This window comes from Sphingobacterium sp. UBA3519 (assembly GCF_002377215.1).
GTDB classification, from domain to species: domain Bacteria; phylum Bacteroidota; class Bacteroidia; order Sphingobacteriales; family Sphingobacteriaceae; genus Sphingobacterium; species Sphingobacterium multivorum.
Map to the genome: position 1 here is coordinate 85,374 of NZ_DFPI01000026.1, position 12,435 is coordinate 97,808.

General features: G+C 44.1%; 11 protein-coding genes and 1 pseudogene. 5 read left to right on the forward strand and 7 right to left on the reverse strand.

From position 1 onward, the window contains the following. Positions 1-10: 10 nt before the first annotated feature. The 4 genes from B3297_RS17435 (at position 11) to B3297_RS17450 (ending at position 4,334) form a co-directional block, all read left to right on the forward strand. Positions 11-1,012 (forward strand): ABC transporter ATP-binding protein, encoded by a 1,002-nt coding sequence (locus B3297_RS17435; protein WP_286779184.1) that lies wholly within the window; start codon positions 11-13, stop codon positions 1,010-1,012. After that, a complete protein-coding gene (locus tag B3297_RS17440; protein WP_286779185.1) occupies positions 975-1,967 on the forward strand; it encodes an ABC transporter permease in 993 nt (330 codons plus the stop codon). Before B3297_RS17435 ends, B3297_RS17440 begins: the two co-directional genes overlap by 38 nt. 322 nt (positions 1,968-2,289) lie before the next feature. Continuing rightward, positions 2,290-3,708 (forward strand): SDR family oxidoreductase, encoded by a 1,419-nt coding sequence (locus tag B3297_RS17445; protein ID WP_115049064.1) that lies wholly within the window; start codon positions 2,290-2,292, stop codon positions 3,706-3,708. 17 nt (positions 3,709-3,725) lie between these two features. Further along, positions 3,726-4,334 carry a flavin reductase family protein gene (locus tag B3297_RS17450; protein ID WP_115049066.1) on the forward strand — a complete coding sequence of 203 codons (609 nt, stop codon included), beginning with the start codon at positions 3,726-3,728 and terminating at the stop codon, positions 4,332-4,334. A gap of 132 nt (positions 4,335-4,466) precedes the next feature. Here B3297_RS17450 and B3297_RS17455 read toward each other — a convergent pair whose 3' ends face one another. The 6 genes and pseudogenes from B3297_RS17455 to B3297_RS17475 form a co-directional block, all read right to left on the reverse strand. Continuing rightward, positions 4,467-5,387: a helix-turn-helix domain-containing protein gene (locus B3297_RS17455; RefSeq protein ID WP_070561169.1), complete on the reverse strand. Its 921-nt coding sequence runs from the start codon at positions 5,385-5,387 to the stop codon at positions 4,467-4,469. Between the two features lie 57 nt (positions 5,388-5,444). Then, positions 5,445-6,221, reverse strand: coding sequence for an SDR family NAD(P)-dependent oxidoreductase (locus tag B3297_RS17460; protein ID WP_115049068.1), 777 nt, complete (start codon positions 6,219-6,221; stop codon positions 5,445-5,447). A gap of 107 nt (positions 6,222-6,328) precedes the next feature. Further along, a complete protein-coding gene (locus B3297_RS17465) occupies positions 6,329-7,291 on the reverse strand; it encodes a TCR/Tet family MFS transporter (RefSeq protein WP_313158539.1) in 963 nt (320 codons plus the stop codon). Positions 7,292-7,298: 7 nt separating this feature from the next. Continuing rightward, positions 7,299-7,559 (reverse strand): annotated as a pseudogene (locus B3297_RS24730) (MFS transporter); the annotation flags it as partial. 86 nt (positions 7,560-7,645) lie between these two features. Next, complete coding sequence (locus B3297_RS17470; protein WP_115049070.1) at positions 7,646-8,539, reverse strand: helix-turn-helix domain-containing protein; 894 nt, start codon at positions 8,537-8,539, stop codon at positions 7,646-7,648. Between the two features lie 117 nt (positions 8,540-8,656). Continuing rightward, the gene (locus B3297_RS17475) at positions 8,657-8,917 is read right to left on the reverse strand and encodes a hypothetical protein (protein WP_115049072.1); all 261 of its coding nucleotides are present in this window, start codon (positions 8,915-8,917) and stop codon (positions 8,657-8,659) included. A gap of 144 nt (positions 8,918-9,061) precedes the next feature. On the opposite strand from B3297_RS17475, the gene B3297_RS17480 reads away from it, so the two are divergent. Further along, positions 9,062-11,077: an ATP-binding protein gene (locus B3297_RS17480; protein WP_286779186.1), complete on the forward strand. Its 2,016-nt coding sequence runs from the start codon at positions 9,062-9,064 to the stop codon at positions 11,075-11,077. Between the two features lie 168 nt (positions 11,078-11,245). On the opposite strand, the gene B3297_RS17485 is transcribed toward B3297_RS17480, so the two are convergent. Continuing rightward, positions 11,246-12,355 carry an efflux RND transporter periplasmic adaptor subunit gene (locus B3297_RS17485; protein WP_286779187.1) on the reverse strand — a complete coding sequence of 370 codons (1,110 nt, stop codon included), beginning with the start codon at positions 12,353-12,355 and terminating at the stop codon, positions 11,246-11,248. Between the last annotated feature and the right edge of the window lie 80 nt (positions 12,356-12,435).

The window sequence follows — 12,435 nt, forward strand, 5'->3', positions numbered from 1 at the left end:
AAAGATTATCATGATGAAGGATCCTATCATTCAATTGACAGGACTAACAAAACGCTATGGCAAAGTAACCGCCGTAGACCAGTTGGACCTGCACATTTATCCCGGAGAGATCTTTGGTCTGCTCGGCCCCAATGGCGCCGGAAAAACCACCAGCATTCTCATGATGCTGGGCCTGACCGAACCCACAGCCGGCACCGCCTATGTCTGCGGACATAATGCCACGCGCAATCCGATCGCGGTGAAACGCAAAGTCGGCTACCTGCCTGACAATGTGGGCTTCTACCCGGATATGACCGCGCTGGAAAACCTAAGCTTCATTGCCCGGTTAAATGGACTAACAGAATCCCATGCCCAAGCGGCTGCAAAAGACATGTTACATGTCGTTGGACTCGAACGGGAAATGCATAAAAAAACCGCTGCGTTTTCCCGTGGGATGAAACAACGGCTAGGTTTGGCTGAAGTGCTGATCAAGGCTCCCGAGGTTGCCATCCTCGATGAGCCAACACTGGGTATTGATCCCAAAGGTGTTGACGAATTCCTCGAACTCATCAAACAGCTCAGCAGAGAACACAACCTAACTGTACTGCTTTCTTCACATCACCTTCACCAGGTGCAGCGCGTATGCGATCGGGTGGGTATTTTTGTTGGCGGAAAGCTGCTGGTCGAGGGATCTATCGAAAGCCTATCCCAAAATTTACAGCAACAGAAAGGCATCAGCACAGTCATTACCCTTGGGCATGCCCAGGGCAATCAAAAACGCTTTGAAGAAGTATTAAAGGATCTACCCGGACTCCGTGATCTTACGATCAACGGATCTACGATCGAGCTAATGACCGACAGCGATACAACAGCAATGGCCGTGCGCCTGCTGGTAAACAATGGCGCCGATATTGTATCGGTGAACCGCAATGACTATCAGCTCGATGATATTTATAACACCTATTTTGAGAATAGCATAACAACAGATACTGTCTATGAAAAATCCAACGGTTTCTTCAAAAGATATCAATAAGCGGCCAGCCATACCGATGCAGGTGCTGGTCCGCAAAGAAATTGCGTCACATATCCGGAGCTGGCGCTTTATTATCCTGATCCTGCTCATCGTGCTGACCTTCGGCGCCTCCCTCTACGTATCATCCATGGGGCTCAAAGATGCTGTCAGCAATGTGCGCGATCCCGATCAGTCATTTTTATATTTAAAGCTACTGACCATAACGGATAATTCTATTCCGCCGTTTCATGTTTTTTTAAACTTTTTAGCACCCTTGTTGGGCATAGCCTTGGGTTTTGATGCCGTCAATGCGGAATATAATCAAGGGACACTCACCCGTTTGCTGGCGCAGCCAATTTACCGTGACAATCTCCTATTCGCCAAATTTCTGGCGCCGCTGGCCGTGGTGGGTACATTATTTGTTGCGCTGGTCATGCTGATGATCGGTGGCGGTCTCCTGGGCACTGGTGTACGGATAGAACCGCAGGAATTGGTACGTATTTTGGGTTTCACCCTGATCAGTGTGCTGTATGTTGCCTTCTGGCTGAGCCTTTCCATCCTGTTGTCGATCCGCTTTCGCCAGCCGGCCACCTCAGCACTTACCGCAATCGGCATCTGGTTGTTTTTTACGGTATTTTTCCCTATCCTGGTCAACCTGGCAATACGTCCCTTTTTGCCCAATCCCAATTATATTTCTGAGCAGGAATATATTGGCTATAACGAACTCATCTTAAATTTACTTCGCTTATCACCGAGCCAGCTCTACACCGATGCAACCACCACCCTATTGATGCCTTCGGTACGCAGCCTGGGTCCCATTTCGATGGAACAGATGGTGGGTGCCATCCCTTCGCCACTCTCCTTTCGGGAAAGTTTTCTCATGGTATGGCCCCAGATCAGTGGACTCAGCGCAGCCATGATGATCTGTTTTGCCTGGTCTTATTACATTTTTATGCGGCGGGAAATCAGAAGTTAAGAACCTCAACCAAAGCAGCTTATCAAAACTGTATTCATAAACTGTAAGGCGCACCCTCCCGTGCGCCTTTCTTTATTTCCTTTCAGCCCTTCCGTTCGGTCATTAATTTGTTCTCTCTGAAGAAGTCAAAGAGCAACAGGGGCGTTCACACGATAATAGAAAGGCGACATCAAGTCAAAGAGCAACAGGGCCGCCTACACGATAATAGACAAGATAAGACGAAGATAATAGAATAAAAATATACCATATAAAAACAAATTAGCTCCAGTTTTGGTATATTTGTATATAATAAAATAAACAGCTGCACTTAAGAAATCAGGCTATGAAAATTCTCTTGACCGGTGTTACCGGGTATATCGGAAAACGTCTTCTGCCAGTGCTGCTGGAGCAGGGACATGAAGTGATCTGCTGTGTACGAGATAAGAATCGTTTTGACACCTCGGCCATCCCGGCAGCTGTTGAAGTTGTCGAAGTTGACTTTCTTGATCAGGAGACCCTGAAAAATATTCCGGCTGAAATTGATATCGCTTATTTCCTGATCCATTCAATGGCTACGCAATCCGGTGATTTCCAGCAGATGGAAGCCCAATGTGCGACCAACTTCCGGAACTTTATTGAAAAAACCAACGCGCAGCAGATCATTTATCTGAGCGGAATAGTTAATTCGGATCACTTATCGAAGCATCTCGACTCAAGAAGGAACGTTGAAAACATCCTAGCAAGCGGCCGCATTCCGATCACCACGCTGCGCGCCGGTATCATCGTTGGCTCGGGGAGCGCATCTTTCGAGATCATCCGCGACCTAGTGGAAAAACTTCCCCTAATGATTACCCCCAGATGGCTGAAAACAAAATGTCAGCCCATCGCCATACGCAATGTGATCGAATTTATGATCGGGGTCATCGCCAGACCGCAGACTTTTAACAAAAGCTATGACATCGGCGGTCCCGACATCCTCAGCTATAAAGAGATGCTGCTGCAATATGCTGCCGAGCGAAAACTCAGCCGGCATATCATTGTGATCCCGCTCATGACGCCGCGGCTCTCCTCCTACTGGCTCTATTTTGTGACTTCAACATCCTATAACCTGGCCAAAAACTTGGTCGACAGCATGAAAGTGGAAGTGGTCTGTCAACCAAATCATCTGGCCGAAGAACTCGGCATCCAGCTGATCAGCTACCGTGCATCCATCCGCTTAGCTTTTCAAAAAATTGAAAGCGACAACGTAGTGTCCAGCTGGAAAGACGCACAGACCAGTAAAATTCTATCGGGCGGGCTTACCCGGCTGCTGGAAGTGCCCAGCTATGGCTGCTTTAAAGATGTCCGTACAGCCCCGCTTCCTGACAGTGAGGCGTCATTGACCAAAATCTGGTCCATTGGCGGCAATGCGGGCTGGTATTATGGCAACTGGCTCTGGAAAATCCGCGGCTTCATGGATCAACTGGTCGGCGGCGTAGGCATGCGTCGGGGACGCAAAAATAAAAGTGACCTTGCAGCCGGCGATGCACTTGATTTTTGGCGCGTGCTGATCGCAGATCGAAAAACGAAAAGACTGCTGCTCTATGCGGAGATGAAACTCCCCGGAGAAGCATGGCTAGAATTTAAAATCGAAGATAATATCCTGGTCCAGACCGCCACCTTCAGACCGTTAGGTATTGCCGGAAGGCTCTATTGGTATGCCGTATGGCCTTTTCACGGCTTCATATTTAAGGGCATGATCAACAGGATCGCTAACACTTAAAAAAGTATTCATACACTATGATTTATAATGAACAGGCCATTGCGGCATTTGAAAGAAGATACAGAGCTAATTTTATCAACTCGCTGGGCGGCTTTAAAAGCCTGGTATTGATCGGTACAAAAAACAGGGACGGCAGTGAAAATCTGGCCACTTTCAGCAGTTTGTTCCACCTGGGCGCAGATCCGGCACTCTGCGGTATCATACTCCGGCCGGCAACAGATTTTAGCAGCACACTGGAGAATATATTGGATCAGGGGTGTTATACGGTCAATCATGTCTCCCCTGCATTTGTACATCAGGCGCATCAATGCAGTGCCAAATACCCAAAAGGTGTTAGCGAATTTGAACAGGTTGGACTTACCCCTGAATATCTGGAAAATATTCCGGCGCCTTTTGTCCAAGAAAGTAAAATAAAATTCGCCTGCAATTTTGTTCAGAAAACAGCCATTGAGCTGAATGGCACGACATTGGTCATTGGTCAGATCAAGGCTGTTTTGGTACCGGACAACTATTTAAAAGAGGATGGCTATATCGATATCGAAGAAGCCGGGACCGTTACCACCAGCGGTCTAGATAGTTATCATACCACAAGCCGCATCGAAAGGTTACCTTATGCAAAGCCTTAGGTAACCTTGGGCTAGAATTTCCATTAGAGCGAAACAGATTATCCGACTTTTATGAAGACTTTACTCCGCCGAACGGAAGATAATGCGATCCAACGTGGATTAATGTGCATACAAATGTCCCGTCAAATTCATTCAATTAAACATGCCCCTAAATTCCAGTGGCGTTTGAGCAGTTTTCTTCTTGAAAAGTTTGCTGAAACTTTGGGCATGCTCAAACCCCAGTTCATAAGCGATTTCGTTTACCGTAAGTTGTGTTGTTGATAATTTCTCTTTGGCTTTTTCAATAAGTTTATTGTGGATAAACTGCTGGGTATTCTGACCAATGAGCGCACGTAGCATGTCGCTTAAATAACCTGCAGAGAGATTCAACTGTTCCGAAAGAAAATGTACAGTTGGAACACCTCGAACAACCGAATTATCATTGTTAAGATAATCATCTAACAGCGCCTCTGCCTTCTGTAAAATATCATTGTTTACATTTTTCCGAGTAATGAACTGTCGCTTGTAAAATCGGTTGACATAACTCAGCATTAACTCAATCTGGGAAATAATGACTTCTTGGCTAAATTCGTCTATCCGATTGTCCAGTTCATTTTTCATGATGTTCAAGATAGCTATCATCGTTTCTCTTTCCTGATCAGATAAATGTAACGCTTCATTCACAGAATAGGTAAAATAGCCGTACTTTCTAATTTTATGTGCTAAGGGAGAACCCAGGAAAAAGTCAGGATGAATCAGCAGCAGATAGGCATAGGTATCCTTATTATATTCTGTGCTACCCACCAATTGATTGGGTGCAAAGAAAAGCATACTTCCTTCATTAAAATCATAATAACCCCTACCGTACTTGAGTTTTCCGCTATTTTTTGTTATAAACGTTATTTTGTAGAAACTGAGGACATCATAGATTGGAGCCATATCGGTATTGAATGGGTTGTCCTGATTAAAATGAACCAGACTAATCAAGGGATGCTGTGGTTTTGGCAGGCCAAAAGCTTCATGACTCTCTGATATTGATATAAAGCGCCTTAACTTACCGTCTTTCTTTTTCATAGTATAAATTTATAAAAAACCTGTAACGCATGATTACAGGTCTTTGAATCGGTGATTCTACCAGGGAACTTGACCGCCTTGTTCTGTTCGGTAAGTAGCCGGTCCCGTAAAGCTCCCATTGGGAATATCTTCTGCGAGCGCAACGCGTATTGGCTCAAGTGCCCCTTCTTCTACCGTATCCGTCCCTTCAAAGTTATTCAGGGCTGTAGATGTAAAGCCCGGACTTACCAGATTTACCTTAACATTTGTATTTTCCAACTCATTTGCAAGAGAAAGGAAAACTCCATTCAACGCTGTTTTGGAAGCCCCATATACCGCATCAAATCCACTACGAAAGGTATTGTCCCGATCGGCATTCAGCGTTAGTGAACCTAGGGAACTTGAAACCGTTACGATTCTTGATTGTTTCGCATTCCGCAGTAAGGGTAACAATGCCTGTGTTATGGCAAGGGTGCCAAAGACATTGGTTTCCCAGACCTGACGCATTTCATCTATTGATGCAACGCTTGCTTTCTGGGCACTAAGAATTTCCCACATGGTGCGACCGGGAGTTCCAGCGTTTGAAATCGCGGCATTATTGACCAGCAAAGTAAGATACCCAAAATCATTTTCTATTCTGCTTACTGCATTCTTGATTGAGTTGGTGTCGGTGATATCCAGCTGAATAGCCTGTGTTTTAAATCCTATCCGGTTGGCGGCATCTTCCCCTTTTTGTAAATTTCGCGATCCAACAAACACATCATATCCATTTTCAGCAAGAGCTTTGGCTATCTGAAAACCAACACCTGTATTGGCGCCCGTAACAAGGGCTACTTTTATTTCATTTGTCTGCATATCTCATTATTTTAAATTTAATAGGACAAAGTTCACCATCTACAGATGGTCAATTGTAGTCGAATTGAGGAAATTTCTAACCAAATTAAGGGTAGATGCAAATTCAGCTATGACGCAGGTGATGGTTTGCTTTTTTTTGACGTATAATAGATGATCATAGCACTTAGCATCATCAACATAGAGGCCAACAAGAACGGAGCACCTGAAAACTTAAACGGTGCTTTATCATGTGTAAAGTAGTAAAAAAGATTAGTCATCATAGGCGGCCCAATGACTGAAGTTGCACTTACCAGACTTGTTAATGCACCCTGAAGCTCTCCCTGTTGATTTGAGGGGATACTTTTGCTGATCATCGACTGAAGTGAAGGCCCACAGATGCCACCCAATGAATAAGGAATAAGAAACAGCATCATCATCCAGCCTTCCGCTGCAAAAGAAAACAGGAATAAACCCAGTGCATAAAAAATCAAGCCATAATAGATACTTTTTTGCTCCCCTAATTTTGGCGTGGTCCATCTGATCAAAACACCCTGGACTAATCCAAGTAAAAGCCCCAGTACACCTAATGACATACCTACGATTCTTTCCGACCAATCAAATTTATACATGGTAAAGAAATGCCAATTACTTTGTACGGCATGGAGTCCGATATAGACCAAAATTAATGCAATTACTAAACATGAAATTTTTGGATGTTTTGCCAGCAATTTTAGCGATCCGATCGGATTTGCGCGTCGCCACTCAAAGGGTCGTCTTTTGTTTTCGTCCAAACTTTCGGGAAGAATGAAATAACCATAGATGAAGTTCAATAAACAGAGAACCGATGCAACATAAAAAGGAATTCGCGCACCATAGTGCCCGAGCAAGCCTCCCAGTACCGGCCCTATAATAAATCCCAGACCAAATGCGGCACCTATTAAACCAAAATTCTTCGTTCTGGTTTCATCCGTAGACACGTCGGCAATATACGAACTTGCTGTGGATATGCTGGCTCCAGTGATGCCCGCTAGGATGCGTCCGACAAATAGCCAACCAATAGAAGGGGCCAATGCAAGGAAGAGGTAGTCCAATCCAAAATCCCAGGAGCGAAATTAACAGGATCGGACGTCTTCCGTACCTGTCACTGAGATTGCCGATCATCGGTGCACATATGAACTGGGTGAAAGCATAGGCAAAACCCAACCAACCACCATATGTCGCCGCTTCAGTGATGTCACCATGGATAAGTTCGCCGACAAGTTTAGGTACAACGGGAAGTATAATTCCCCAACCTGTAATATCAATTAGCAGCGTGATAAATATAAAACCAACGGCTGCTTTTTTCGCTGTTTTTTTCATGGCATAAAAATAGAGAGCGTCAAAAAAGAAGGCATTGACACCTTAATGGGATTTACGTGCAATTTTTAAGGTGATTTGTCGATTATCTATGGAAGTTTGGCTACGTTCCTTTGATTCCGATAGGATGTTGGAGACACCCCACTGATTCTTTTAAAATACCGACAAAAGATGCTGGTCTCGCCAAAGTTTAACGCATTGGTGATTTCCTTGATCGATAGGTTGGTCGATTTAAGGAGCGTCTTAGCTTCCAAGATCAATATATGGTCAACCCATTGCGCTACCGATCTACCCGTTTTTTCCTTCAGGAAAGTGGAAAGATACTGTGGTGTTAAATGCAATTTCTCCGCGTAAAAATTAACGTTTCTGTGTTCTTTGGTGTGTTTTAAAATTAATTGATAGAAATCATCGATATTCTCGTGTGTGCGGCTTTTTGGTAAACTCTTGGAATTGGGCAGTTCTGAATACAATTCGGAGATCATATTGATCATTACCATGACCAGATGTCTAAGCATTTCGGCTTTATTCGGGCTTGGCTTTTTATTGTAAAATCCTTTTATCAAAGTTATCAGTTCATTTTGCAATCTACCTTCGTCCTCTTGAAGCCTAACTACAGGTTGCCAGCGTAGCTGATCATTCATTACAAATTCACGCAACATTGGAAATGCGGACATAAAATCTAGTGAGATCCCAATTGTGACGATCTCTGCGTCGTCACTCAGGTATTTTGTATCCATTAATAACTGCGGTGGTAAAACAGCTATATCACCGGCCTTTATTTCGTAATCCAGGAAATGGATCTGCATTTTCATAGCTCCTTTTAGCATAAAACCAAGTAACAATCCGTCAAATAACCGGCTATGCTCGGTATACCCCGCACTTGATCCGGCCAGTTGATGGAATACAACGATACCGTCTGTCTTTTTTGAAGGATCAATAGGATATAATTGATAAACGTTATCGAGTGTTATAAATAAAGCCATGTACAAATATTGAAAAAATATTTTTTGTGATCCGTATTTTGAGCGACACAAATCAGAAGCAGATGACAACACGAAGTTAGGTAAGCAGGGACTCCCCTAAAAGGATGACAATTTGTACTAAAGCCGATATCGAAGGGATAAATTGCGCCAAATCTCAGTCGCAAAATGCTGATCTGAATGCCTGTTTTCAAAAAACCAATGGTCACCTCTTTTTACCAGATTCTGCTCAATTCCATCGAGCAAAATGGGCAATTCCGTATCGAGCTTTGATAAAGACTTTTTCAACAACACCAGCTGATAATCCTGTCCTTTATACGTTAAACGGAACACCTGTGAACGATGTGGTTCCCCGCTTATCCCATCAATTGTGCCTTGCATAAATATAGATCCTCTAAAATTTTTAAAATACAGCAATTACGCCAATACGAATATGCTAAAAAGTATGTGAATCGAACACAAATCAGCTTCCTATTTCATACTTTTTTATAACGAATATCAACAAATAATCGTGCCAAAAGATAGATGTCCATTTATAAAAATGTATTCTTTATCTTTGGACTAATGGACATCAATAATAAATTTGGCAGTGCCACTTTTGGCGAGGACCACATCTTACAGGCGCTGAGCAGTTCTCCCGAGCCGACGTCAATATATACTGGGACAGAGATGACCATTCAGTTTGCTAATGCGGGCATGCTTTCCCTATGGGGCAAAGATGCATCCGTTATTGGAAAGGCGCTGATCAGTGCTATTCCCGAACTGGAAGACCAGCCGTTCTTATCTATTCTGCAAGAGGTTTGGCGTACGGGCAAATCCTATTCCGTTAAGGAAGCGCCGGCCAGACTCATTAAAAACGGTGTTCCGGTGACTGACTATTTCGATTATGAATATAGAGCCCTATTAGACCAAAACAATCAAACCTGGTGTATTTTGAACACGGCCCACAATGTTACTTTAAGGAGGCAGCATCAGCAACAAATACAGGAAAAAGAAAAAAAGGAACAAGGGCTTATGGAGGAAATGGCGGCAACGCTCGAAGAATTGACCGCTACAAATGATGAGCTCAACAGTTCCTTACAACTTCTAGCAGAAAGCCGTGAACAAATGCGGACAATTATTGAGCAGGCACCTGTTGGCATAGCGATGCTGAAGGGGCCGGAACTGATTATTGACATCGCCAATCCGACCATATTAAAGATCTGGGACCGTCATTTGGCGGAAGTGCAGGGCCTGCCGCACGATATTGCAAGGCCCGAACTACAGGGCCAGCCCATGATCCAATGGCTCCGGGAAGCGTTTGAAAAAGGCGAACGGAAAACAAATAATGAACTTTCCATCATGCTGCGCCACAAGGACGGTTTGCGGGAGGCTATCGTAAATTCGATCTATCAACCTATTTTTTCAGCTGACAACAAAGTCACGGGAATTCTGATTATCCTCGAAGAAATTACGGACCAAGTCCTTGAACGCCGGAAAAGCGAAAAGGACCAACAAATGTTATCCATGGCTATTGATGCCGGAGAGCTTGCGACGTTCTATTATGAGCCTGAGCTGAACCTTTTCTCCGGAAATGCGCTATTAAAGTTATGGTTCGGTTTGGCCGATGAAGATCAATTGGATCTATCTGCCGCTATTAATTCCATTGTAAAAGAGGATCAGGAACGCGTCATGGCTGCCATCACTGATGCACTGAGCGAAGAGTCGGATGGCAATTACTTTATTGAATACCGTATCGTCCATCCACAGTCCCCGAACGGTAGGCTCGTGCAGGCACGTGGTAAAGTGTTTTATGATGCCAAGGGAAACGCTGCCAGCCTCAATGGTACTTTACGGGATATTACCGAACAGAAAGCTGAGGAACAGCGGAAAAATGATTTTATAAGCATCGTTAGCCATGAATTGAAGACACCGCTGACCTCCATAAACGCCTATCTTCAATTAATGCAGCGTCAGGCAATCCTTACAGCAAACACGAATTACCAAAACATTACAATGAAATCCCTTCGACAAGTTCGCAATATGAAGAACTTAATCAATGGATTCTTGAACATCTCGCGATTCGACTCCGGCAGAATGATGATCGAAAGAGAAGTGTTTGATCTGAAGGAATTATTTGCTGAACTTGAAGATGAATTTAAATTGAGGATCAACACCCATCAGATTGTCGCTGACCTGACGCAAAGTCTATCCATTGCTGCTGACCCCAACAAGATTTCGCAGGTAGTCCAAAACCTTGTGGAAAATGCGGCCAAATATTCGCCGATAGGAACCCAGATTACATTTGGCTATTCGCCCACAGACAACAAGGATATCGAAATTTTTGTCAGTGACGAGGGTATGGGAATTGCCGAGGAAGACCGCGATCAGATATTCGAGCGATTTTACAGGGCAGGAAAAGATCGGGTCGGAACAATCTCGGGATTTGGCATAGGTCTCTACCTCTGCCGTGAAATTGTAGAACTGCATAACGGACATATCGCTGTGGAGAGCAACTCCGCGGGCGGAACCACATTTAGGGTGCGGCTTCCTGCGCAGTAAGCTCCACCCCCAACTTCGCCGCCACTATGTTATCTAGCGGTTTATGGTTGTGTCCCTGCACAAGATCAAGCAATAGGGATCTTTGCTTCAAAGCGCTGATCCGACTAATTAAAAAGTATGAAAGGTTTCCAAGAAACCTTTCATACCTATCAAATAAAAGCATTAAACCTATTTTTCCAGGGGAAGTTTGACCCCCTCCTTGATTTCGTCATTGGCATGCAGCAAGATCTGATCACTCTTGTTTAGCTTACCAAAAACCTCGGTAGAATCATGCGTAGATACGCCTTCTTTGATATCCACGAAATGTGTCTTACCCTCTATCAGTTGAATCACATACTGTCTTTCCGTCGAACGTACAATACTATTGGATGGCACCAATAAAGAATTGGCTCCGGCAGACAATGGAATATCCACTTCACAATATAAACCAGGCTTGAGTTTGTTATCCGAGTTGGCGACATCCACCTCTATCGCTTCGGACTGCATGGCGCCCAAAGAATTTGCCGAACGGGCTATCATCCCTTCAAATACCTTATTCGGTTTATTATTAAACCGATAAGCGACCTTTTTCGAAAGGTCTACTTTATCGACATAGGTCTCGGGGATCTGCACTTCCAGCCGTAATTTATTGAGATCCTGCAGGATCAACAGGGGTTGATCATTTCCTTTTCCTGGTCCGACCAGTGCTCCTTCAGAAACGTTACGTTGTACAATCACACCATTGAAAGGCGCTTTGATATTCAGATAAGACTGCAACATTTCAACCTCTTCCACATTTGCTTTTTCCGACATGGCTACCGCTTCGTCGGCTTTCATCTTTGATAGCGCATTGTCCAGATCAAGTGGTGATACAGCACCTTCCTCCTGTGCAGCATTTTTGAGCCTTTTATATTTATCCTTACTCGCAGAAGCAGTCTCCTGTGCCTGCACAAAACGTGAATGCGCAGCCTGTACCGCAGCGAGCATTTCTGGTGCCTCCAGCTGCATCAGCAGCTGCCCTTTTTTGACTATTGCTCCTCTGTCCACATAGATGTGCTTGACAAAGCTGTTCATTTTGGCGTAGATATTTACCTCGTTAAAAGGTTTGAGCTTACCAGGTAAACGCACACTGCTGGACATGACTTTCTCCTGTATTACTGTTGTTTGATAGGTACTGGCTTTAGCCGGATTTTTCGGCGTCAGATCAATCGGCTTTTCGGTATGACCGAAAGCGGAAAGTAAGCCTGCCAGTATTATTAAATAGCCTACTTTTTTCATCCCTTTGGTTTTCTTGTTCATTTCTCAATTATGTCTTTAAGGCATATATGCTGCCTTTGGCAATTTTATCTTTTTATACGATTCTGTTCCCGTTCCATAGT